Source organism: Shewanella sp. SR44-3, from assembly GCF_014163735.1.
Lineage (GTDB): Bacteria > Pseudomonadota > Gammaproteobacteria > Enterobacterales > Shewanellaceae > Shewanella.
Map to the genome: position 1 here is coordinate 75,281 of NZ_JACJDV010000005.1, position 22,339 is coordinate 97,619.

A 22,339-nucleotide genomic window follows, 5' to 3' on the forward strand; every position below is an offset into this window, starting at 1 on the left:
ATGACTAGGTTAAGCGTTACAGAGCTTCACTGTGGATTTGGTGAGCAGACTATCTTAAAAGGGGTGAACTTAACTCTGGCCCAAGGGGAAATTTTGGCCTTGCTTGGCCCTAGCGGCTGCGGAAAAACCACCTTATTGCGCGCTATTGCAGGTTTGCAACCCATAACCTCAGGGCAGATAGTGATAAAAGGATCAGAAGTGAATGGCCCTGATACCTTTGTTACCAGTGATCAGCGTGGTGTGGGGCTCATTTTTCAGGATTATGCCTTATTTCCCCATTTAACCGTGGCGCAAAATGTGCTTTTTGGCGTTAAGCTTAAAGGCCAGCAAAAGGCTGATAAGCTTGATGAAATGCTAACCTTGGTTAAGCTTCAGGGTCTAGGTGAACGCTACCCCCATGAATTATCCGGCGGTCAACAGCAGCGGGTGTCTATCGCCCGTTCACTGGCTTATGAAGCCGAAATCTTGCTGTTGGATGAGCCTTTTTCTAACATAGACCCTCAAGTGCGTCACGAGATGATGCTAGATATTCGCCAAATTCTAAAGCAGCGTAATATCAGCGCCGTTTTTGTGACCCACAGTAAAGAAGAGGCCTTTGCTTTTGCCGATACCTTGGCACTGTTTAAAAGCGGGAGTATAGTGCAGCAAGGCACACCTGAGCAGCTCTACCAAACCCCGAAAGAGGCCTATGTGGCCGAGTTTTTAGGGCCTGTAAATTACCTAGATATTAACGTGCTCAATGAGACTCAGCTGAGCAGTTCATTAGGGGTAATTGACAGCAATATAAGCCTAGATAAGCCAGTGGGTGAAAAAGGTGTTTTGATGCTAAGGCCTCAAAATATCGAGTTTATTTCTGATAAACTCGGGGATGCCATAGTGACACAGCGGCGATTCTTAGGCAGTATGTGTCATTATCAGTTGCAGTATCAGCAACACATTTTTGAGCTCCACAGTATGCAGTTGCAGCTGGTGATAGGCCAAAAAGGTCACTTGAGAGTCAAAGAGCATGGCTTAATTATTTTTTAAACTATCCTTTTCTAGACTAAAACAGTGCTATCAATAACGTGCTATAAAAAATAGCGCGATAAGAATAAAACCAAATAAGCCACCCACTGCACCTAATGGGGGCAATCAAAACGATCAGTCATATCGGGTTGAGCCTTATCAAAGCAGTGCTTGCTTTAACAATGGAACCGCAAACTATGCCTCGCGAACAATTAGGGATTTGTGCTGAGATTAACCTACACAGCGTCTATTTGATGTTTAATGCCATCGAAGGAGAAGAGGTGCTTCTTCGCCCTTGTATCGCTAATGTCGCTGAGTATATCCATGAATTATCAGATCAATATGGCGACAGTGCCTTTAATGGTTTTGTCGGGATCGGGGCGAATTTTTGGGATGTGTTTTACCCTCAAGCTCGGCCGAATAAGCTCAGGCCCTTTCCAGCAATGAGCCAAGGTAGTCGTGAAGCGCCGGCTATCGAATATGATGTGTTTATCCATCTGCGCTGCGATCGCTACGACGTGTTGCATTTGGTGGCCAATGAAATTAATCAAATGTTTGAAGGACTGGTAGAGCTGATGGAAGAAGAGCGCGGCTTTCGCTTTATGGATAGCCGTGATTTAACGGGGTTTGTGGATGGCACAGAAAACCCCAAAGGTCGTCACCGTCAGCAGGTGGCATTAGTGGGGGATGATGATGCTGAATTTAAAAATGGCAGTTACGTCCACGTGCAAAAATTTGCCCATGATTTAAGTAGCTGGCAGAGATTAAGCGTTAAAAAGCAAGAAGATATTATTGGCCGCACTAAGTCAGACAATATCGAGTACGCCTCAAAAGATAAGCCGTTAACCAGCCATATAAAGCGGGTTAACCTTAAAAATGATCAAGGCGAGTCGATGGAAATATTGCGTCAAAGCATGCCTTATGGCTCGCTAAAAGAACAAGGGCTGATGTTTATCTCTTTGTGCCACACGCCTGAGTATTTTGAAAAAATGCTTCACAGCATGGTACACGGTGATGGTGCGGGTAATCATGATCATTTGATGAACTTCACCCAGGCACTAACGGGAGCTTCCTTCTTTGTGCCCTCGGTGGACTTTTTAGCCCAGTTCGAAGAAGAATAGTTAACCGTTTTTGAACGTTGTAGTTCCAGTCTTAACGCACCTAAAAGGTGCGTTTTTTATGGCTGCCATTTAGTAATATCTTGTTGCCACTTGTGGGCAATAAAGTCGATAAAGGCGCGCACATGCAGCAGTTGATAGCTGCGAGATAAGTACACCGCCCACAGGGGTTTACCGGGGCAGACATATTGCGGTAGCACTTCTACCAATTGCCCATTAGCCAGATACGGATTGGCTAAATCTGCCGGTAAACATACTAAGCCTTTAGCCAGCAGCGCCGCCTTTATCAATACCCCCATGTCATTCGCTTGTAAGTTGCCACTCACATTTAACTGCAGTTGTTGATTATCTATCAGCCAGTGCCATTGAGACTGACTGCTGTGCAATAGGCAATTATGATGGCCGACATCGGCAATGTCTGTGATGGGAGTGTGATGCGCCAGATACTCAGGGGCTGCGCAAATAACGTTATCAATTTTCATCAAACGCCGTGCAATTAAGCTGTCATCTGGTTGGTGGGTAAAACGCAGCGCGATATCCACCCGCTCGCCCACCATGGCGGCTAATGAATCTGCGAGCACAAATTGAAATTTAACATTGGGGTGCAGGGCGATAAATTCATCCACTGCATCAAACAATTTATGCTGACCAAGGCCGATAGGAGAGGCAAGGCGAATGCTGCCCACAAGCTCGGTGTTGTGCTGCTGAGCCCGAGTTTGCATCTGCGCCACATCACTTAAAATACCTTGGCAATAACTTAAGGTTTCTTCGCCCTCTAAGGTCAGGCTAACGCTGCGAGTCGTACGATGCAACAGCCTTAAATTAAGCCATTGCTCCAACTCGTTAACATGCCTTGATACTTGTAAACGGCTTAAATTAAGCTGCTCTGCGGCTTGAGTGAAACTGGCGCAATCGGCCACTTGAACGAAACTGCGCATTGCCGTGAGTCTATCCATCATGCTCGCCTTATTGGTATCTTGTATTGATACAATCATGTGACAATATCGATATTTATCATCTTAATTGTCACAAGTAAACTGGCTTCATTGTTAATCATCAATGAGGTTAGAACATGAAAATCGGTATTTTAGGCGCAACAGGTTGGATAGGCAGTGAATTATTAACTCAAGCTAGAGCGCGTGGTTACGCTTTAGCCGCATTGGTGAGAGACCCAAGTAAATTAGCGGGTACTGAGCTTGATGTGCGCGCTATCGACTTAGACGGCGCGTTAATAGCTGAAAGCTTTGCAGATTTAGATGTAGTTATTTGTGCCGTAGGTGGCAGAGCTGTCCTCGATGGCAAATCAAATCATCAACTGGTGCCTAAAACGGCTGCTAAATTGTTGGCGTTATTACCGCACACTCAAGTGAAAAGACTGCTTTGGGTTGGCGGCGCAGGGAGTTTGGAAGTGGCGTCTGGGGTGAGCTTAGTTTCAACGCCAGAGTTTCCTGAAGAGTACAAGGCAGAAGCCTTAGCCCAAGGAGAAGCCTTAGCCATATTTCAAGGATATCAAGGTGAGCTTAACTGGACGTTTGTGAGCCCCGCAGCCGAAATTTATCCCGGTGACAGTCAGGGAGATTATCGCGTCGGCGGAGATAGCTTCTTTACTGATGAAAAGGGTCGCAGCCATATTTCGGTGACTGACTACGCCCGTGCCATGTTAGATGAGCTTGATAGCGGCAAGCATCCACAACAGAGAATAAGCATCGCTTATTAAGCCCAATTTAATGGTTGCAAAACTAACGTATTTAAATCAAAGGAATAAAAAAACAGGCGATGAATGCCTGTTTTTTCATTGAAATTTTTAGCGTAAAGCGGCGTTAGTTTTATTCGGTATAGTTGAATAACGACTTAACGGTTTCCAAGGTGTCATCTATGGTTTTAATGCTTGCTGGGCAGATAAAGATGGTGTCATCCCCAGCAATGGTGCCTAAGATGCCTTCAGGCTTGCCTATTGAATCCAATAAGCGCGCAATAAGCTGCGCCGCACCAGGGCTTGTTCTCACCACTATCATGGCTTGATTGTGATCAACGTCTAATACCAGATTTTTCACCGGACTGCCTGCGGTAGGTACGCCAAGCTCGGCAGGTAGGCAGTAAACCATATCTTGCTTAGCATTACGGGTGCGCACAGCCCCGAATTTACTCAGCATACGGGAAACTTTAGACTGGTTAATATTACCAAACCCTTCGGCTTGCAAGGCGGTGACGATTTCACTTTGACTGGCGAAGCTTTCATCCTTTAACAGTGTCTTAAAGGTTTTAATGAGTTCGTCCGGCTGTTTCGGTGCTGACATAGGTATTTTTCATCTTGTTGTATTATTCAAAATGGTACTATTCAAAAATCTTACGCATTGTGAATAAATAAAGTGATTTGGTCAAGAAAAGTCGACTTCAGTGAATAAAAATTCACTTGGTGAGTCCGAACAGGGCTACACTAGCACAGGTACTCGATATTAATGATAATTTTACCCCAGAATTTACCCCATATTTACTTAAGTCTACCAAGGTATAATTGAAATTATTGTTACTATGCAGTAATGTGACGCCACAATTAATGTGGACGTATGTCACACACTTAAAAACTAAATGGAGATAATCATGAAAGTTGCCGTTCTTGGTGCTGCTGGCGGTATTGGCCAGGCCTTAGCTTTATTGTTAAAAACTCAACTACCTGCGGGTTCTAAGTTGTCTCTGTATGATATTGCGCCTGTGACTCCAGGTGTTGCAGTGGACTTAAGCCACATCCCAACAGCCGTTGAAATCAAAGGTTTTGCCGGTGAAGATCCCACTCCAGCTTTAGTCGATGCTGACGTAGTATTGATTTCTGCCGGTGTTGCACGTAAGCCGGGTATGGACCGTTCAGATTTATTCAACATCAACGCGGGTATCGTACGTAACCTAATGGAAAAAGTGGCAGCGACTTGCCCTAAAGCCTTAGTGGGTATTATCACTAACCCAGTGAACACTACCGTTGCTATTGCAGCTGAAGTGATGAAAAAAGCCGGTGTTTACGATAAGAACCGTTTATTTGGTGTGACGACTCTTGATGTTATCCGCTCAGAAACCTTCATCGCTGAATTAAAAGGCCTGAATGTTGCTGACGTGAACATCAATGTGATCGGCGGCCACAGTGGTGTAACGATTCTGCCATTATTGTCTCAAGTTAAAGGCGTAAGCTTCACTGATGAGGAAGTTGCTGCACTAACAACTCGCATTCAAAACGCTGGCACTGAAGTGGTTGAAGCTAAAGCCGGTGGCGGCAGCGCAACCTTATCTATGGGTCAAGCAGCGTGCCGTTTCGGTCTGTCTTTAGTTCGTGGTCTTCAAGGTGAAGCTAATGTTGTTGAATGTGCCTATGTTGACGGCGGCAGCGAACACGCTCAGTTCTTCGCTCAGCCAGTATTACTTGGCAAAAACGGTGTAGAGAAAGTCTTGGCTTACGGTGACGTAAGTGCATTTGAAGCAGCAGCTCGTGATGCTATGCTTGACACACTAAATGCTGACATCAAACTAGGTGTTGAATTCGTTAAGTAATCCACTTAATGAGTTAACCTAAATAAAAACGCTAAGCCTTAGGCTTAGCGTTTTTTTATGGGTGATAGCCATAGCATAGCGATTACCAAGTTATTGGCTTACCTTGCCAATCAAGATAGCTTGCAGCCCCATCAGGTTCGTTATTATTCATAATGTTATCTAATTGTTTATAAATAATTTATATTCCATCAAGCTGTCACTTTAGCTTACAGTCATCACAGATGCCGCGCTTCTCACCTGTTAGCAGATAGGATATACGGTAGCGATGCCTTGCAAAAGTTAAGTAGGCAATATCAGCCACAGGCTTAATAAGCGGTAAGCGCAATAATTTTATCCACTTATGCTTGCCTGTTAAGCCCCAGGCTTTAGCTGTGACATCTAGGCCATAAAGCCAGTCGCCATTAGCTTGCAGTCCGTGGAGTAGGGTATTAGCTTTTACTGTATTTAACTCAGGAAACCTTGCATTAATTTCTGGTGCGTTCAGATCTTCAAATTGAATTTTATCTAAAGTATCGTGATATTTTAATTGGTCCATCTCCCTACGACATAGGGGGCAAGCACCATCATAGAAAATGATGAGTTCCATAATAACTCCTATTGTTTAACATTTATCGCCAGTTTTTACCTTATCCAGTGATGTTATGGGTTGAGTTTTTACTGGGCACTTATCCTCAATTATCAATCTTCATCATTAATGTTTAGCGTAGCGGCATAAATACCGGCGATATATTGTACGTATTGAAAGGGAAAATAGTTCAATTGATCTTTATTTCCTTTACTGGCGTATAAACTAAAAATAATTAACAGGGGCTAATTCATGCCATTAAGCCAAGCCATTATTAAGGTCACTAACCTGCGTTTACGCACTTTTATAGGATTTAATCCTGATGAACGTGAAAAACAGCAAGATGTAGTGATAAATATCGAAATCCATTATCCAGCGGACAAGTCATTTGAAACTGATGATGTTGCCGATGCTCTGAATTACAAACATATCACTAAGAAGGTGATAGCCCATGTAGAAGAAGGGCGTTTTTTGTTACTGGAGAAGTTAGTTGCTGATGTATTAGAGATTTGTTGTCAACATTGTTCAGTGACGTTGGCAAAGGTCACAATAGATAAGCCCCATGCCTTACGTTTTGCTGACTCAGTTTCTTTATCGCTTGAATATCAAAGCTAAAGCGAAAATTTTACTCATTAAGGATGTTAATATGAATCGTGATCCACTAATCACAAGTCAATTGTCTGATGCTGCACACAAGGTCCAGCAAGCGCTGATAGCCCAGGGGCTAGAAACTCCTATGATAGATGTACAGATGAGCAGTGATGAAAAGTATCAACGCATTAAAGGCTTGATGACGGAACTTGTGTCAATCTTGGGCTTAGACTTAACTGATGATAGCTTAGCTGAGACACCTCATCGAATTGCAAAAATGTACCTTGATGAGATTTTTTCAGGGCTTGATTACAATAATTTCCCTAAAATCTCTCAAATCGACAATAAAATGGGCGTCGATGAAATGGTTAAAATTAGTGATATAGGTGTAGTCAGCACCTGTGAGCATCATTTTGTAACGATAGACGGTATGGCGAAAGTGGCTTATATCCCAAAGGGTAAGATTATTGGTTTATCTAAAATTAATCGTATTGTGCGCTTTTTTGCTCAGCGTCCTCAAGTACAAGAAAGGTTAACTAAGCAGATCCTAGTTGCATTACAAACCTTACTAGAAACTCAAGATGTGGCAGTCACTATAGCTGCTACGCATTATTGTGTTAAATCACGGGGGATCATGGATAGCACATCACAGACCCAAACAACGGCATTAGGTGGTTGCTTTAAGACAAACCTTGCTACCCGTGCAGAGTTTTTAGCTTAATGAAGAGAATAACATGAAAAAAACAGTTCTTATTACAGGTGTCGGTAAGCGCATTGGTCTTGCGCTAGCGCGATATTATTTGGCTCAGGGTGCCCAGGTTATTGGCACTTATCGCAGTCATTATTCAAGTTTAGATGAGCTAGCTCAATTAGGGGCGCACTTATATCAATGTGATTTAACTGACTCCCAGGCTATCGATGCGCTTATTGCTCAAGTAGTGCAACATCATCCAAGCTTAAACAGCTTAATTCATAATGCATCTGATTGGTTACCTGACAATAAAGCCGGTCTTAGTCCTGGAGAAGTGATGCAGCGTATGATGCAGATCCATGTATCAGCACCTTATCAGCTTAATCTTGGTCTAGCGCCGTTATTGGCCAGTGCAGCTAAAAGTCATAATGATGCCGTGGCTCAAATCGGCGCCAGTAACATTGTACATATCACAGATTATGTGGCGGAGAAGGGCAGTAAAAAGCACATCGCTTATGCAGCCAGTAAAGCGGCGCTACACAATATGACCTTATCTTTTGCCGCCAAATTGGCCCCAGAAATCAAAGTGAATTCTATTGCACCGGCAATGATTCTATTTAACGAGGGAGATGATGCAGCCTATCAAGCCAAGACATTGGCTAAGGCTGCGTTGCCAAAAGAGGCGGGCACTGAAGAAATGATTGCTTTAGTAGATTACTTACTGGGCAGCCACTATGTCACAGGTCGCAGCTTTGCTGTCGATGGCGGCAGGCATTTAGTTTGACGATGTAAAAAATTAAGATAACGGACGGAAAACGGAACGCTGTGCTTACGGGAAAACGGAACGCTGTGCTTACGGGGAAACGGAACGCTGCGCTTACAGAAAACGGAACGCTGTGCTTACGGCAAACAGAACTCTGTGCTTACGGGAAAACGGGACGCTGCGCTTACGGGAAGCGGAGCGCTGTGTTTAGGTCAAACGGAACTGTATTCCGTAGCCCGAAGGGCGTTCAGTAGGCTCAAAGAGCCGTTCTGGCTCGCTTGCGAGTTCCTAAGCTTAAGCCTTTAACTGCGGCGTTATGCGTCTTGTGGGGGTAATGACCATAGCTAAGGGAATATCCCAAGCTTCAACGGGGATATAGCTCACTTGTTGGCAATCATGGGCAAAGCCGATGGCGATAGGCGGCGTGAGAGCTTGAAATGCTGGTGGACCAAAAGCTAATGCTTGGGGAGTTAACGCCCCTAAACAGCGATCATAATAACCGCCGCCCATGCCAATTCGGTTGCCATAGATATCAAATGCCACCAGTGGCGTTAAGATCACATCAAGCTTAAAGGCTGGCATCAGCTGAGTCACATCAAGCTTGGGCTCTAAAATCCCAAATTGATTGGCTTCAAGCTGAGTCTGCTTATCATAATGCAAGAATATTAGCTGACCTTTACGAAATGGATGCAGGCGCGGTAGATAGGTTTTTACGCCCTCTTGCCACAAGGTCTCGATAAGTTTATCTGTCGCCAGTTCACCATCATTGGCACGGTATAACGCCACATGTTTGGCATTTGAGGCTTGAATTTCAGCCAAAATATGTCGGCTGGCGATAAGGGCCAACTGCTCTTGTTCATCTTGATTGATACAGTTACGGCTCTGCCTGACTAATGTGCGTATTTCAGTACGGCTTAAGCCATCAGTGGCTAAGGCATGGCTATTGGCCGCGCTAGAGGAAAAGTAGGCCACATTAGCGTGTGGTTCGCTGGCTGCCATAACGGGCGTTGGATTAACAACATGTCCCATTAAGTCAATGGCATGCTGCGCTTGTGCATTGTGGTTCATAAGATAGGATGCTCCCCAAAATACCGCTGCCGGTGTAGCCCTTGAACCGTAGGTTCAAGGCGGGTAAATGATTACCTCCTAAGGCTTCTCAGTACAAGCTGAGCATGCGCAATGTCAGTAAAAACATTCACCCTGGTTTAAAAATTATCGGCACAGGGACATAACCAACTGGCGAATATCCCAGGGAGCAAAACTGGATTTAGAAAAGTGTCATAGACACAGTGCTAATATAACTTGAGTTTAGTCTTCTTTACGGGTCCGCTCAACCAAAGCTGATTCTAACGTGACCTGAAGCAAAGAAATTCGCTCATCCATTTGCGCCATATATTGTTTATTTTTTTGTTTTTCTTCAAACAGTTCATAGCCAATATTTAGCGCAGCCATGATGGCTAATTCTTCGCGACTTAAATTATTGGTGCGAGTTCTAAGGGTGGCAAGCTGTTGCTCAACTTCTCTAGCCACAGCGCGCAAGGCTTCCTCGCGACCCCGTGGGCATGCGATAGAGTAGGTGCGACCCAGTAGGGTGATATCAATGGCACTGTTACTCATAATTGGCGGCTTAAGATCCTTATTCTCGACACAAGGCGGACTATATAGGGCTGATCTTAAAAGTGCAAGCTGTGGCCGCCCATTGAGTGCCATTTGCTGCTTGAGTGAGCGATTGCCATGCCGACGGGAATATCGAATCACTCATCGCCGTTAACAGGTAACAGCTCAGAATTCATAGCTATAAAAGCTAAGCTATTGACCCAGATAGGAGCAAGTATGGCCTAGATCACGTTTATGCTGACTTTAATCTGGCTTGCGGATGGCTAATTCTGCTAGCATTGCAGCAGTTATCCTATAAATTGGAACCCATTATGGCTACCCCTCCTTCATTATGTATCGACAATCTTAAGCAAGCACTCAATAGCGCCGACATAGGTCAGCACCCAGTGGAAGTTCACGGCGCGTTAGTTGGGCTGGTGTGCGGTGGTGTGGAGCAAGAAGGCCTTGCCTGGGTTAATCCATTATTGGACTTGATGAACGACGGTCAAGCCTTGCCGCCTGATTTGCAGCAGTTGATCCTTGAACTCTACCAAGACACGGTCGCGCGTCTTGGGGATATGGAATTTGGTTTCACGCCTTTATTGCCCGAAGAAGAGGCATCATTAAGTGAGCGGGTTGAAGCCTTATCCTTATGGACCCAAAGCTTTTTAACTGGCCTTGCCATCATTCAGCCTGCACTGAATAAAGCCTCAGCGGACGTACGAGAAGTGATCCAAGATTTATCTGAAATTGCTCGAGTGGAGTTTGATGTCTCCGATGATGAAGAGTCGGAAGCGGCTTTCGTTGAATTGCACGAGTTTGTGAGAATGGCCGCCATCTTATGTTATTCAGAATTTGGCCCAGAGCCTGAGCTGGGCGACAGTGAGCCGAGCGCCGCGCTACATTAATTTTTAATCCACCCCGGCTAGCTTAAGGTCACTCCAATGTCAGAGTTACAGGCACAGTCACAAATAAATGCTGTGGATATCGCCATCGTTGGCGGTGCTATGGCTGGCAGTATCTTAGCCTTAGGTTTACGCAAACTTAAGGGCTCGCAGCCACTGAAAATAGCCCTTATCGAAGCATTCGAGCCAAGCGCTAGCCATCCAGGTTTTGATGCTCGCTCAATCGCGCTTGCTCATGGCTCTATCTTCGAATTGACGCGCCTTGGGCTGTGGGACAAACTTGCACCTCTTGGCACCGCCATTAAGCACATTCACGTGTCTGACAGAGGCCATTTTGGCATGACCTGCCTTAATGCCGCGCAATTTAACCTTGCAGCCATGGGGCAGGTGGTTGAGCTATCCCGAGTGGGCAGCGTGCTGTTTGATGAGTTAAGCCAAAGCGGTATCAGCCTATATTGCCCCGATACCTTAGTAAGTATTGCGGCCGAGCCTGAGCATCAACGGCTTACTTTAGCTAGCGGCGCTCAAATTCAAGCCAAATTATTAATCGCCGCAGATGGCGCTAACTCTGTGGTAGCAAAGCATTTCAAGCTTCCGCGCACTCAAGTGGATTTTAATCAAACCGCCATCGTTGCCAATATCGTCAGCGAATGTCCTCATCAATACCACGCCTATGAGCGCTTCACAGATTCTGGCCCACTGGCCTTGCTGCCCATGTCAGATAATGACGCTAAGCACAGGTTTTCTCTAGTATGGGCGCTGGAGCCTTTGCGCGCGGCGCAGTTACTTAGTGCACCAAAGGATGAGTTTCTCAATCAGCTGCAACAGGCTTTTGGCTATCGCGCTGGTCAGTTTATCGATGTGGGCCAGCGGGTGAGTTATCCTTTGAGTTTGTCTTATTTGCCAAGGCCTCAGCATCATAGAAGCTTATTTGTCGGCAACGCCGCGCAAACCTTGCACCCGATTGCAGGCCAAGGGTTTAATTTAGGTCTTCGAGATGTGGTAAGCCTCATCGATACACTGGCACAGGCCATGGATGCAGAAGCTGATAGTGAGCAGCCGCTGGATTGTGGTCACAGTAAATTGCTACACCAGTTTACCTTGGCTCGAGAGCCAGATAGGCGCAGCACCTTAAGTTACATCGAGTTTTTAGTGCGCGGTTTTTCGAATCAACACTGGCCCTTAGTGGCGGGGCGAAATTTGGGGCTAAGACTCTTGTCATGGTGCCCGCCGCTGAAACAACCCGTAGGCCAAAGGGCCATGGGTTGGCACAAGTATTAATCGGCTTAGTTGGCACTAATTGCCACTAATTTCCATAAAAAGAGTGAAGGAATGACCTATGTTTTCAACGCAAACCTTTGATGTTGCCATAGTGGGTGGCGGCATGGTGGGGCTCGCTACCGCCATAGGTCTGGCGCTCAATGACATTAATGTGGTGGTGATCGATGCCGGCCAAACCACGGACGTCAGCGGTGAGCCAAAACTTAGGGTCAGCGCCATTAATCATGCCAGTCAGCAACTGCTGGAAAACTTAGGCGCTTGGGGCTATTTAGGCTCATCGCGCTTAAGCCCTTACAGCAAAATGGCGGTATGGGATAAGGACGGCCTAGGGAAAATTGGCTTCGATGCCCATACCTTGGCTCAATCTCACCTTGGCACCATAGTTGAAAACCAAGCCATTAGCGCAGCCCTTGCCACCCGCGCCGCTGAGTTACGCCCATTGCGTCATATTCAAGGTCAGCGGCTAGAGCGCTTAGCCTTTGGTGAGCGAGAAGCTTGGCTCACCCTAGGCAATGGCGACAGCATTAGCGCCGCCGTGGTCATCGCCGCCGATGGCGCTAATTCTTGGGTGCGAGAGCAATGCAAAATTCCGCAGACATTTTGGGACTACGGCCATCATGCCATCGTCGCCACAGTGCGAACCGCAGAGCCTCATCAAGACACCGCAAGGCAAGTCTTCCTTCCCGATGGCCCCTTGGCGTTATTGCCGCTATTTGAGCCAAATCTACATTCTATTGTGTGGTCAGTGCCGCCGGAGCAAGCGACTCGGTTACTGAATATGGACAAGGATGCGTTTTCTAAAGCCTTAACCGCCGCCTTTGATGCTCGCCTAGGGCTGTGTACGCTTGTGAGTGAACGTCAAAGCCATCCCTTAAGAATGCGTTATGCGCGCCACTTTGCCCGCCATAGGCTGATCCTGGCAGGAGACGCCGCCCACACCATACACCCATTAGCGGGGCAAGGGGTTAACTTAGGCTTTCTTGATGCTGCTAGCATAGTGCAAACCTTAACTGAACTAAATGAGCAAGGTCGAGACTTGGGCGATTACGCTAACCTTAGGCCCTTAGAGCGCTGGCGAAAAGCCGAAGCCATGGAGATGATAGCGGCGATGGAAGGCTTTAAACGCCTCTTTGCCGGCAGTCATCCCCTTAAAAAAGCCATCCGCGATCTGGGGTTAAACCTAGTGGATAATGTCGCTGGGCTGAAAACAGTGTTCATCAAACAGGCTATGGGCTACAAAAGTGACCTACCTAAGCTGTGCCGCCCAGAAAATTAACCATAGCCAAGCTGAACAGATGAGCAGAAACTGCTTTAATATCAGTGGATGAGCGGAAGCTGCTGATTAAGTTATGAAATAAGCCAATATCAATCATTAGTAAAACTAATGATGTAGCTAATGGATTAGAAAATTTTTCTCTATACAATTCAATCTTGGTGAGTATACTTTTGAGCAGATTTTATCAAAAGCAGACCCATGGTTAATACCTGTAAGAGGCCCCAAAAAAGGGATTAAAATGGCTAATAAAACTGTACTGTTTCACAAGCATCTCGAATCAAACGCCAAAATGGTGGATTTTCACGGCTGGGATATGCCGCTGAACTACGGCTCGCAAATTGAAGAGCACCACGCCGTGCGTCAAGACGCTGGCATGTTTGATGTGTCTCACATGACAGTGGTAGATGTAACCGGCCAAGATGCCCGTGACTTCCTACGTAAATTATTAGCCAATGATGTTGCTAAATTGACCGTCCCCGGTAAAGCCCTTTACGGCGGCATGCTAGATGAAAACGCTGGCGTTATTGATGATCTCATTACTTATTACCTCAGCGACACCCACTACCGCGTGGTGGTCAATTCGGCCACCCGTGAAAAAGACTTAGCCTGGATTGCCAAACAGTCAGCGCCTTTTAGCGTCACTATTACAGAGCGCCCTGAACTTGCGATGATCGCAGTACAAGGCCCCAACGCAAAAGCTAAAGCCGCCACAGTATTTAATGCAGAGCAAAACAGCGCAATAGAAGGCATGAAGCCTTTCTTTGGGGTGCAATCAGGTAACTTATTTATCGCCACCACAGGCTACACTGGAGAAGCTGGCTACGAAATTACCGTGCCAGAGCAAGACGCCGAAGATTTATGGCAAGCGCTATTGGATGCCGGTGTTAAGCCCTGCGGCCTTGGTGCCCGCGATACCCTTCGCCTTGAAGCTGGCATGAATCTCTACGGCCTAGACATGGATGAAACCATCAACCCACTAGCGGCCAACATGGGCTGGACTGTGGCATGGGAGCCAAGTGAGCGTGACTTTATTGGCCGCGCCGCGCTGAGCGAATTAAAAGCCAAAGGCACAGAAAAACTAGTCGGATTGGTAATGGAAGAAAAGGGCGTTTTACGCCATGATATGCCAGTATTCTTTACCGATAGTGACGGCGTTGAGCAGCAAGGCTATATTACTAGCGGTACGTTTTCGCCAACATTAGGCTACTCTATTGCCATGGCCCGCGTACCTGCTGGCATTGGCGCTACTGCCGATGTTGAAATGCGCAAAAAGCGCGTCGCCGTGAAAGTGATCGCACCTAGCTTTGTGCGCAACGGTAAACAAGCTTTCTAGCTTGGCGTTAAACTAAATTTAATCGATATTTTAAAATTATAAAAAGTACCTGAACTTAAGGAACAAATACAATGAGCACTATCCCGACAGAACTAAAATTTGCCTCTTCGCACGAATGGGTTCGCAAGGAAGATGACGGTAGCTACACAGTGGGCATTACAGAACACGCTCAAGAGCTGTTAGGCGACATGGTATTCGTGGAATTACCAGAAGTGGGTGATTCAGTTAGTGCCGGCGAAGAATGCGCCGTTGCTGAGTCGGTAAAAGCGGCATCAGACATCTACTCACCTATCTCAGGTGAAGTGGTTGCCGTGAATAGCGCATTAGAAGATTCACCAGAATTAGTGAACAGCGACGCATACGGTGACGGCTGGTTCTTCCGCGTTATGCCATCTGATGAATCAGAATTAGATGCGCTGCTTGATGCTGAAGGCTATCAAGAAGTGATTGACGAAGCCTAATCACATTTGTCTGCATAGAAGCTCCCTTGGGAGCTTCTTTGCTATTGGCTTTGAGGTATTTAAACGACTGTTTAGGCTGTATGCCTTGCCCAGCGTTTATTTAAATATCAGTACTCATTCCGGTCTTTTTCGAGCGCCCAGTGCCCTACATGCCTAGGCGGATACGACTAAGATGCGTACGACTAAGACTGGCAGATTTGGAACATAAGTTTATCATGACCAAGCAAACACTTACCCAACTAGAGCAGCACGAACTCTTCTTAACTCGCCATATCGGCCCTAATGCCGCACAACAACAAGAAATGCTGAGTTTTATTGGCGCAGAGTCGTTAGAGGATTTAACCGCGCAAACTGTGCCAGGAAAAATTCGTCTGCCTCAAGATCTCACCATAGGTGACTCATGCGGTGAAGCCGAAGGCATAGCTTACATACGCAATATAGCCGATAAAAACAAAGTCTTTAAAAACTATATTGGTATGGGTTATTACGGCGTGCAAGTGCCGAATGTGATTTTGCGTAACGTGTTTGAAAACCCAGGTTGGTACACAGCTTATACCCCTTATCAGCCAGAAATTGCTCAGGGCCGTTTAGAAGCGATTCTTAACTTCCAACAAGTGTCTATGGATTTAACCGGTCTAGACTTAGCCTCTGCTTCTTTATTGGATGAGGCCACCGCTGGCGCCGAAGCCATGGCGCTGGCAAAACGCGTCTCTAAAGCTAAAAAAGCCAACATCTTCTTCGTTGCCGATGACGTGTTCCCGCAGACCTTAGATGTGGTTAAAACCCGCGCCGAGTGTTTCGGTTTTGAAGTGGTGGTGGGCCCTGCCGCCGATGCCGTTAACTATGAGCTATTTGGCGCCTTGTTTCAATACTCTAACCGCCATGGTCAAATCACTGACTACACTGAGCTTTTTGGCGAACTTCGCGCTAAAAACGTGGTCGTGACAGTGGCCGCTGATTTGATGGCCTTAATGTTACTTAAATCACCAGGCGCCATGGGCGCAGACGTGGTCTTCGGCAGTGCCCAGCGCTTTGGCGTACCTATGGGTTACGGCGGCCCACACGCGGCATTTTTTGTTGCCCGTGATGAGCACAAGCGCTCAATGCCTGGGCGCATTATCGGGGTGTCTAAAGACACCCGTGGCAACATGGCACTACGGATGGCAATGCAGACCCGCGAGCAACATATTCGCCGCGAAAAAGCCAACTCAAACATTTGTACCGCGCAAATTTTATTGGCCAACATGGCCTCGTTCTACGCCGTATTCCATGGTCCACAAGGGCTTAAAACTATCGCGACGCGTATTAATCGCCTGACGGATATCTTAGCGGCAGGCCTTAAAGCTAAAGGCTTAAGCCTAGTGAACGACACTTGGTTTGATACCATCAGCATTCACGGCGCTGACACGGCAGCCATTCAAGCGCGCGCTATCGCGGCTAACATTAACCTGCGTATCGATGCCGATGGCGTGTTCGGTATAAGCCTTGATGAAACCACACTGCGCACTGATATCACGGCTTTGTTTGATGTGATTTTAGGCGCGGGCCATGGCCTAGATGTGGCGGCTATCGATGCCGAGTTGGTGGCGGCTAACAGCAGCTCAATTCCAGCGGCATTAGTGCGTACAGACGCGGTATTAACTCATCCAACCTTTAATCGCTACCAGAGCGAAACAGAGATGATGCGTTACATCAAGCGCCTTGAAAACAAAGATTTAGCCTTGAACCATTCGATGATTTCACTGGGTTCATGCACCATGAAGCTAAACGCTGCGGTAGAAATGCTGCCAGTAAGCTGGCCAGAATTTGCCAACATGCACCCCTTCTGCCCGCTAGATCAAGCACAAGGTTACACTCAGCTAATCAATGAACTGTCTGAATACCTTGTTAAAATTACCGGATACGATGCCGTGTGTATCCAGCCAAACTCAGGCGCACAGGGCGAGTACGCAGGGCTACTGGCGATTAAGAAATACCACGAGTCTCGCGGCGATGGTCACAGGGATATCTGTTTAATCCCCCAATCTGCCCACGGTACCAACCCAGCTTCTGCCCAGCTTGCTGGCATGAAAGTGGTGGTAACCGCCTGTGATAAGCAAGGTAACGTGGATTTAGATGATTTACGCGCTAAAGCAAGCGAGCTTGCCGATAGCCTGTCATGCATCATGATCACTTATCCTTCGACCCACGGCGTGTATGAAGAATCCATCCGCGAAGTGTGTGAAATCGTCCACCAATACGGCGGTCAAGTGTACTTAGATGGCGCGAACATGAATGCTCAGGTAGGTTTAACTTCACCTGGCTTTATCGGCGCCGACGTATCCCATTTGAACCTGCACAAGACGTTTGCTATCCCGCACGGCGGCGGTGGTCCAGGCATGGGCCCAATCGGGGTGAAATCTCACCTGGCGCCCTTTGTGGCAGGGCACGTAGTCGTCAAGCCTGGGCGCGAAAGCGATAACAACGGCGCAGTATCGGCAGCCCCATACGGCAGTGCCAGCATATTGCCCATCAGCTGGATGTACATCAAGCTGCTAGGTACCAAAGGCATTAAGCAGTCGACGCAAACCGCGCTATTAAACGCTAACTATGTGATGAAAAAGCTGTCGGCGCATTACCCAGTCTTGTTTACTGGCCGTAACGATCGCGTCGCTCACGAGTGTATTATCGACTTGCGCCCACTCAAAGAAACCTCAGGCGTCACTGAGATGGATATCGCCAAGCGCCTTAACGATTATGGCTTCCACGCGCCAACCATGAGTTTCCCAGTGGCTGGTACCTTGATGATAGAGCCAACCGAGTCTGAATCTAAGGTCGAGCTTGACCGCTTCATCGAGGCCATGGTGTCGATACGCGGCGAAATCGCCAAGGTAGAAGCAGGCGAGTGGCCAGTGGATAACAACCCACTGCACAACGCACCGCATACCATGGCGGACATTATGGATGTGGAGTTTGATTCACGTCCTTACAGCCGTGAAGTGGCCGTGTTCCCAAGTGCTGCGGTGAAAGCTAATAAGTTCTGGCCAACGGTGAATCGCATCGATGATGTGTATGGCGACCGGAATTTAATGTGCTCATGTGCACCTATGGAAGACTATCAATAGTTATAATGGCTACTTGGCCTCGATAATGCGGCGTCAGCCGACACTTTTCTCTGCTCATTGACACCAGTCAACTCCGCGGAGAAAAGCATCGGCTTCCTTGCCTTCTCATCGGCAGTAACGCCATTATGTTATGGTTAGCTGCGGTGGTTTTATTGAGTTAAAGCATTAAAAAGCGAACCGAAAGGTTCGCTTTTTTGTGGGTAAAATAAAATTTACTTTCCCAGATGTAAAAGAGTAGTTAATAGCCCTTCATAAACGTTAAACTTTAGAACAAGTGAATGAATTTTTAATATTTTGATGATGGTAAGAACCTATCGAACTTGCGTTCATTAATCCTTCATATATGTCGTGTGGTACACCATAGTACTGATACATTCCACTTCGAAACTCTACCTCAAGGGTTGATGTATTTCTGTCGTAACCAACAGATACTAAATTACTTGAAATAACGGCCTGTCTTTCCATAGTACTCTCCATAATAAATGGTTAATTAACTTCAGTTAAACCCTGTTGTCGCCATGATGCAACTAAGTCTTTAAAATCATGATCCAGCCTATCTTTAGACCAGTTTTTAGAAACTTTAGGATCGTGGCTATTAGGGAATTGCCCTTCTTGCGGTATTCTAAATTTAAACCTCATTGGTAATTTTGCCGCTTCTCCAGTTACTATTGCTTCGCCAGTCCTTAAAATAGGGAGTGAATCTACTATTCCAGATAAACTGTCTGACATCGCTGACTTAACTCTTGCTCTATCAGTAGCATTGCTGATTCGAAGCGAAAATAGCGTTCCGCATTGAGATAAAATGGTTTCATCAATTTCAGAGGGTCTTTGGCTTATTAGCATAGAACCAACACCGAATTTTCTACCTTCTTTTGCTATCCTTCTTACCATAGATTTAGATAAACCAGAGCTGTCAGAAGAGAGATAACGATGAGCCTCTTCCATAACAAGTAATAGTGGATTTGTTTTCATGCCTTCATCTAAATTTTTACTCCAAATGGCAGCTTCAAATAATATGTCTAGCATGGAGCCAAGTAAGAGATCTAATCGTTCAGAAGGCATGCCTGAAAGATCTAAGATTGTTATAGGCTTGTTGTTTCCTATCCAGTTTTGTATCAGTTTTGGCAAATCACTTTTAATTTCATACTCGATATTTGGAGTCCAACCTCCAGGAGTTAGAAAGAATGAGTATTGACTATCAAAAAGCTTTGAACGCATGTTGTCTAAGCTTTTTTTCCATTTGTTATCACCACCCTTCTTAACAAAATTATCATTACTTGTACTTGCTGGCCGAAAGCGAGGTGCGATGAGTTTGTTGGCGTCACCTTCCCCATCTGCAGTATATGCAGGTGTCTCCATTTCTTTTTCATTCCAATTGACACTGTCAAAATGATATAGGTCATACCAAATTTTATTTAAACTAAAAGGTATTGGAGTGTAGGGCGTTATTTTATTAGTATCTAAATTAAGACCTTTGTTTTTATTGGCAAATGCTATTTTTTCATCTACGATAAAATCCATGAATTTACTTTTTAGATCTGCGCTTGGATTACATAGGAAATCAATTAAACTTTCAGGGGAAACACACCAGTATGGGATATATAAATTTTCAGTCCCTGGTTCAGCATTAATAGAAAATACATCAGCAATATCACCCAAAGCTGAAGAGTATTCACCATGCAAGTCAAATAGGACTATTCTTGCCGATGGCATTAAAATGTCTTGTGTGTGTGAGGTGACAATTGCTCTTAAAAGACTCGCAACGCTTGTTGATTTCCCTGAACCGGTTGAACCTAAAACAGCACTATGCTTGTTCACTAAATTATCGAGATCAATACTTACATTAATACTGTCAGAACTAGATAATTTCCCTATGATTATTTGACCTTCGTTTTCTGAACCATAAATATTTTTTAAATCTTGTTCAGTTACAAGGTGAACTTCTTCTGATATAGAGGGGAACTGGCTGATTCCACGCTCAAAATCACAGCCAATAGCCTCTCCAACTAGTTCGATTTTAATTTGCCTGTTTGAAATAAACTTATTAGAGTTATTTGTATCGACAGAATTCTCAGAAGTTTCAGATATTATTCCAAAAAGATTGTTATAACCTTGCGGAATTCTAACAAAGCTTCCAACTTGTCCTATTCTGTGTGTTTTACCTTCAATTACTAGTAAGCCAGAAACTACTTGGGGAGTAAGTTCTACGAAGATTGAAGCCCCTGAAACAGATATGATTTTCCCTAGATATGTTGGAAGCTTATTCATTGTTACTTCCTTCGTTATTATCATTCGTCATCTTTTCTGGAGTCTTTGATAATGACCCTCCTGAACTAGCAAGAAATTTTGCGAAAGTCACAAAATCACCAAGTTTGAATTTATTAGACTCTGCAGACCAATATTCACTTCTGATTACTTCCCAGTTTTTACTTGGTGGCTCCCCTATAACCCATGGTGCTTTTACTCCATTAATTACTGCACCATCAGCGCAATAAACACTAATGTTTGGGGTTCTCATTGCAGCTTTTGTAGCAAATATTTCTTCTTCTAATTTTTTATATTGAAAGGCTAAAATGGCAGAGGATCTATTTTCTGATAAACACTCATCGAGTTTTGCTGTGATATGAGCATCTGCAAATGAGAAGCCTGCAGTAAGAAGTAATGTGTCAGGTTCAAGGAGAAAGTTCTTTAACCGGTCAAATAAAGAAGAAAATGGAGCTGACTGTGTTTGATCATATTTTATATGTGAAGGGTAAACCATTGTACCTTCTGCTTCACTACTTCCTCTAACAACCTCACCTTTATCATTTCTAGACCAGTTTATAGAGCCATGAAGTTTCCATAGTCGAATCCATTTTGCGGGAAGATCATTGCTTGAAATACTAGAAGGATCAAAAAATGCGTTTCTAGATCCTGAAAATCCATCAAAATATGGAGTTCGAACTCTTTCCATTGCTTCTTCTAAAAGAAGGTCATAATTTGTAGTGAAAACTTCAACTGCACAATCTCTATTAATACCATTTATCCATGAAACTAAATGACTATATGGATTTTCATATTCTGGTAATTGCTTGTTAACAACTTCTTTTATTATCCTACATATCTTTAGAGAAAGTTGTTCGTAACCGATAGAATCAAGGTTGTGAACCTTAAAGTTACCAATAACCTCACTTAATGATCGCACTCGTGAAAGTATAAGTTCAATGTTTCTATTTCCAAGTTCAGCAGATAAAGCATCAAAAGCAAGTTTTTCTATTTTATCATCAAGACCGTTGTAAACTATATTTGTTAAACCAGCTATGTCTGGAATTAAAGAAATATGTTCATTTGAAACTTTGGATATATTAATGCTTACTGGTGCACCAGCACCGATAAGTATTCCAATCTTCTTTTTACTATGTGTTAGTAGATGTCGAAAATCGTACATGTATTGATCAGGATTGTGAACTGATGATGTTGGCATATTTATTAAATCCTTTATCAAGGTCATGTAATAGATCAGGGGTTAACGGTGCCAGCCAGCGTTAATTCTTGTCGTATTTGTTGTTGAAAAAAGCGTTCGATTGGCTGGATCGGTTAACGGTGCCACCCAGCGTAAAATTTTGTTGTGGCGTTAAGCCGATTGTGGGCATGCCGATAACTTGCTGCTTTCGCGCTGATGAACTCACAGTGTTAACCGTGCCTGCCATTGCTACTACCAGTGCGGCTGATACAAGTGCCATCGCTAGGGGGGGCAGTAATACAAGTGCAATAGCTAATACAACTGACGGTACCTCGGGTAGCGATGGGGCTGCAAGCGATAGCGCTATGGGGAGTGGTGCTAAAAGTAGGGTTATCATGTTCATCCTTGAAGGCAATGTGAGCCAACGCGCTATATCTTTGGCTGTTAACCTGTAGAGCTTCAACCAGCTAAGCGCTAATCTCTTATGGCAAAAAGTTTCGTTCTAAATCCATGAATGCGTAGATAATATACTCTCAGTTTTGAAAAAATGTAAGCCTTTATTGCCCCCTTTTTAACGCTGCTAGCCAGACTCATAGAAGATAACCCGCTTTCCAGCTTGGCATAAATTCTGGACAGGCTTTAACGAGGGTGAGCTTATGCCGTGCCGTAGA

Annotated in this window: 22 protein-coding genes and 1 other RNA gene; 13 read left to right on the plus strand and 10 right to left on the minus strand. The window is 45.2% G+C overall.

From position 1 onward, the window contains the following. Positions 1–1,026: an ABC transporter ATP-binding protein gene (locus H5073_RS04475; RefSeq protein WP_182677399.1), complete on the plus strand. Its 1,026-nt coding sequence runs from the start codon at positions 1–3 to the stop codon at positions 1,024–1,026. 161 nt (positions 1,027–1,187) lie between these two features. Next, positions 1,188–2,126, plus strand: a complete 939-nt coding sequence (locus tag H5073_RS04480) for a Dyp-type peroxidase (RefSeq protein WP_182677401.1) — start codon at positions 1,188–1,190, stop codon at positions 2,124–2,126. 56 nt (positions 2,127–2,182) lie between these two features. Here H5073_RS04480 and H5073_RS04485 read toward each other — a convergent pair whose 3' ends face one another. Beyond that, positions 2,183–3,079, minus strand: a complete 897-nt coding sequence (locus H5073_RS04485; RefSeq protein WP_182677573.1) for a LysR family transcriptional regulator — start codon at positions 3,077–3,079, stop codon at positions 2,183–2,185. 116 nt (positions 3,080–3,195) lie between these two features. On the opposite strand from H5073_RS04485, the gene H5073_RS04490 reads away from it, so the two are divergent. Then, positions 3,196–3,840 carry an NAD(P)-dependent oxidoreductase gene (locus H5073_RS04490; protein WP_182677403.1) on the plus strand — a complete coding sequence of 215 codons (645 nt, stop codon included), beginning with the start codon at positions 3,196–3,198 and terminating at the stop codon, positions 3,838–3,840. Between the two features lie 109 nt (positions 3,841–3,949). Here H5073_RS04490 and argR read toward each other — a convergent pair whose 3' ends face one another. After that, on the minus strand, positions 3,950–4,420 hold the full coding sequence (argR, locus tag H5073_RS04495; RefSeq protein WP_182677405.1) for a transcriptional regulator ArgR: 471 nt from the start codon (positions 4,418–4,420) through the stop codon (positions 3,950–3,952). A 304-nt stretch (positions 4,421–4,724) separates the two neighbouring features. On the opposite strand from argR, the gene mdh reads away from it, so the two are divergent. Next, on the plus strand, positions 4,725–5,660 hold the full coding sequence (mdh, locus tag H5073_RS04500; RefSeq protein WP_182677407.1) for a malate dehydrogenase: 936 nt from the start codon (positions 4,725–4,727) through the stop codon (positions 5,658–5,660). Positions 5,661–5,856: 196 nt separating this feature from the next. Here the strand turns inward: mdh and H5073_RS04505 are convergent, their stop codons facing one another. Beyond that, complete coding sequence (locus H5073_RS04505) at positions 5,857–6,246, minus strand: thiol-disulfide oxidoreductase DCC family protein (RefSeq protein WP_182677409.1); 390 nt, start codon at positions 6,244–6,246, stop codon at positions 5,857–5,859. A 231-nt stretch (positions 6,247–6,477) separates the two neighbouring features. Between H5073_RS04505 and folX the strand changes: the two genes are divergently transcribed. The 3 genes from folX to folM are packed head-to-tail and all read left to right on the plus strand — an operon-like array spanning position 6,478 to position 8,291. Then, the gene (folX, locus tag H5073_RS04510; RefSeq protein ID WP_182677411.1) at positions 6,478–6,840 is read left to right on the plus strand and encodes a dihydroneopterin triphosphate 2'-epimerase; all 363 of its coding nucleotides are present in this window, start codon (positions 6,478–6,480) and stop codon (positions 6,838–6,840) included. Between the two features lie 31 nt (positions 6,841–6,871). Beyond that, a complete protein-coding gene (folE, locus tag H5073_RS04515) occupies positions 6,872–7,537 on the plus strand; it encodes a GTP cyclohydrolase I FolE (RefSeq protein ID WP_182677413.1) in 666 nt (221 codons plus the stop codon). Between the two features lie 13 nt (positions 7,538–7,550). Continuing rightward, entirely contained in the window at positions 7,551–8,291 is a 741-nt protein-coding gene (gene folM, locus H5073_RS04520; protein ID WP_182677414.1) for a dihydromonapterin reductase, read from the plus strand. A 273-nt stretch (positions 8,292–8,564) separates the two neighbouring features. Here folM and H5073_RS04525 read toward each other — a convergent pair whose 3' ends face one another. The 3 genes from H5073_RS04525 to zapA form a co-directional block, all read right to left on the minus strand. After that, positions 8,565–9,338 (minus strand): 5-formyltetrahydrofolate cyclo-ligase, encoded by a 774-nt coding sequence (locus tag H5073_RS04525; RefSeq protein ID WP_182677416.1) that lies wholly within the window; start codon positions 9,336–9,338, stop codon positions 8,565–8,567. Between the two features lie 8 nt (positions 9,339–9,346). Next, positions 9,347–9,528: non-coding RNA, 6S RNA (gene ssrS, locus H5073_RS04530), on the minus strand. A 50-nt stretch (positions 9,529–9,578) separates the two neighbouring features. Then, positions 9,579–9,887 (minus strand): cell division protein ZapA, encoded by a 309-nt coding sequence (zapA, locus tag H5073_RS04535; protein ID WP_182677418.1) that lies wholly within the window; start codon positions 9,885–9,887, stop codon positions 9,579–9,581. Positions 9,888–10,198: 311 nt separating this feature from the next. On the opposite strand from zapA, the gene H5073_RS04540 reads away from it, so the two are divergent. The 6 genes from H5073_RS04540 to gcvP all read left to right on the plus strand — a co-directional run bounded on the left by H5073_RS04540 (position 10,199) and on the right by gcvP (position 18,226). After that, complete coding sequence (locus H5073_RS04540; RefSeq protein WP_182677420.1) at positions 10,199–10,774, plus strand: UPF0149 family protein; 576 nt, start codon at positions 10,199–10,201, stop codon at positions 10,772–10,774. A 36-nt stretch (positions 10,775–10,810) separates the two neighbouring features. Beyond that, the gene (ubiH, locus tag H5073_RS04545) at positions 10,811–12,052 is read left to right on the plus strand and encodes a 2-octaprenyl-6-methoxyphenyl hydroxylase (RefSeq protein ID WP_182677422.1); all 1,242 of its coding nucleotides are present in this window, start codon (positions 10,811–10,813) and stop codon (positions 12,050–12,052) included. A 58-nt stretch (positions 12,053–12,110) separates the two neighbouring features. Beyond that, on the plus strand, positions 12,111–13,328 hold the full coding sequence (locus H5073_RS04550; protein WP_182677424.1) for an FAD-dependent monooxygenase: 1,218 nt from the start codon (positions 12,111–12,113) through the stop codon (positions 13,326–13,328). 238 nt (positions 13,329–13,566) lie between these two features. Next, a complete protein-coding gene (gcvT, locus tag H5073_RS04555; RefSeq protein ID WP_182677426.1) occupies positions 13,567–14,661 on the plus strand; it encodes a glycine cleavage system aminomethyltransferase GcvT in 1,095 nt (364 codons plus the stop codon). 71 nt (positions 14,662–14,732) lie between these two features. Continuing rightward, a complete protein-coding gene (gcvH, locus tag H5073_RS04560) occupies positions 14,733–15,122 on the plus strand; it encodes a glycine cleavage system protein GcvH (RefSeq protein WP_182677428.1) in 390 nt (129 codons plus the stop codon). A 215-nt stretch (positions 15,123–15,337) separates the two neighbouring features. Further along, positions 15,338–18,226 carry an aminomethyl-transferring glycine dehydrogenase gene (gene gcvP / locus H5073_RS04565; protein WP_182677430.1) on the plus strand — a complete coding sequence of 963 codons (2,889 nt, stop codon included), beginning with the start codon at positions 15,338–15,340 and terminating at the stop codon, positions 18,224–18,226. A 258-nt stretch (positions 18,227–18,484) separates the two neighbouring features. Here the strand turns inward: gcvP and H5073_RS04570 are convergent, their stop codons facing one another. The 4 genes from H5073_RS04570 to H5073_RS04585 form a co-directional block, all read right to left on the minus strand. After that, the gene (locus H5073_RS04570) at positions 18,485–18,691 is read right to left on the minus strand and encodes a KTSC domain-containing protein (RefSeq protein ID WP_182677432.1); all 207 of its coding nucleotides are present in this window, start codon (positions 18,689–18,691) and stop codon (positions 18,485–18,487) included. A 21-nt stretch (positions 18,692–18,712) separates the two neighbouring features. Continuing rightward, the gene (locus H5073_RS04575) at positions 18,713–20,494 is read right to left on the minus strand and encodes an ATP-binding protein (protein ID WP_182677434.1); all 1,782 of its coding nucleotides are present in this window, start codon (positions 20,492–20,494) and stop codon (positions 18,713–18,715) included. Then, positions 20,487–21,689, minus strand: coding sequence for an SIR2 family protein (locus tag H5073_RS04580; protein ID WP_182677436.1), 1,203 nt, complete (start codon positions 21,687–21,689; stop codon positions 20,487–20,489). Before H5073_RS04580 ends, H5073_RS04575 begins: the two co-directional genes overlap by 8 nt. Before the next feature lie 61 nt (positions 21,690–21,750). Continuing rightward, positions 21,751–22,065 (minus strand): hypothetical protein, encoded by a 315-nt coding sequence (locus tag H5073_RS04585; RefSeq protein WP_182677437.1) that lies wholly within the window; start codon positions 22,063–22,065, stop codon positions 21,751–21,753. Positions 22,066–22,339: the final 274 nt, after the last annotated feature.

Coding starts and splice junctions, on each gene's coding strand:
- H5073_RS04475 (WP_182677399.1), top strand. CDS start 1: ATGACTAGGTTAAGCGTTACAGAGCTTCACTGTGGATTTGGTGAGCAG.
- H5073_RS04480 (WP_182677401.1), top strand. CDS start 1,188: ATGGAACCGCAAACTATGCCTCGCGAACAATTAGGGATTTGTGCTGAG.
- H5073_RS04485 (WP_182677573.1), bottom strand. CDS start 3,079: ATGGATAGACTCACGGCAATGCGCAGTTTCGTTCAAGTGGCCGATTGC.
- H5073_RS04490 (WP_182677403.1), top strand. CDS start 3,196: ATGAAAATCGGTATTTTAGGCGCAACAGGTTGGATAGGCAGTGAATTA.
- argR (WP_182677405.1), bottom strand. CDS start 4,420: ATGTCAGCACCGAAACAGCCGGACGAACTCATTAAAACCTTTAAGACA.
- mdh (WP_182677407.1), top strand. CDS start 4,725: ATGAAAGTTGCCGTTCTTGGTGCTGCTGGCGGTATTGGCCAGGCCTTA.
- H5073_RS04505 (WP_182677409.1), bottom strand. CDS start 6,246: ATGGAACTCATCATTTTCTATGATGGTGCTTGCCCCCTATGTCGTAGG.
- folX (WP_182677411.1), top strand. CDS start 6,478: ATGCCATTAAGCCAAGCCATTATTAAGGTCACTAACCTGCGTTTACGC.
- folE (WP_182677413.1), top strand. CDS start 6,872: ATGAATCGTGATCCACTAATCACAAGTCAATTGTCTGATGCTGCACAC.
- folM (WP_182677414.1), top strand. CDS start 7,551: ATGAAAAAAACAGTTCTTATTACAGGTGTCGGTAAGCGCATTGGTCTT.
- H5073_RS04525 (WP_182677416.1), bottom strand. CDS start 9,338: ATGAACCACAATGCACAAGCGCAGCATGCCATTGACTTAATGGGACAT.
- zapA (WP_182677418.1), bottom strand. CDS start 9,887: ATGAGTAACAGTGCCATTGATATCACCCTACTGGGTCGCACCTACTCT.
- H5073_RS04540 (WP_182677420.1), top strand. CDS start 10,199: ATGGCTACCCCTCCTTCATTATGTATCGACAATCTTAAGCAAGCACTC.
- ubiH (WP_182677422.1), top strand. CDS start 10,811: ATGTCAGAGTTACAGGCACAGTCACAAATAAATGCTGTGGATATCGCC.
- H5073_RS04550 (WP_182677424.1), top strand. CDS start 12,111: ATGTTTTCAACGCAAACCTTTGATGTTGCCATAGTGGGTGGCGGCATG.
- gcvT (WP_182677426.1), top strand. CDS start 13,567: ATGGCTAATAAAACTGTACTGTTTCACAAGCATCTCGAATCAAACGCC.
- gcvH (WP_182677428.1), top strand. CDS start 14,733: ATGAGCACTATCCCGACAGAACTAAAATTTGCCTCTTCGCACGAATGG.
- gcvP (WP_182677430.1), top strand. CDS start 15,338: ATGACCAAGCAAACACTTACCCAACTAGAGCAGCACGAACTCTTCTTA.
- H5073_RS04570 (WP_182677432.1), bottom strand. CDS start 18,691: ATGGAAAGACAGGCCGTTATTTCAAGTAATTTAGTATCTGTTGGTTAC.
- H5073_RS04575 (WP_182677434.1), bottom strand. CDS start 20,494: ATGAATAAGCTTCCAACATATCTAGGGAAAATCATATCTGTTTCAGGG.
- H5073_RS04580 (WP_182677436.1), bottom strand. CDS start 21,689: ATGCCAACATCATCAGTTCACAATCCTGATCAATACATGTACGATTTT.
- H5073_RS04585 (WP_182677437.1), bottom strand. CDS start 22,065: ATGATAACCCTACTTTTAGCACCACTCCCCATAGCGCTATCGCTTGCA.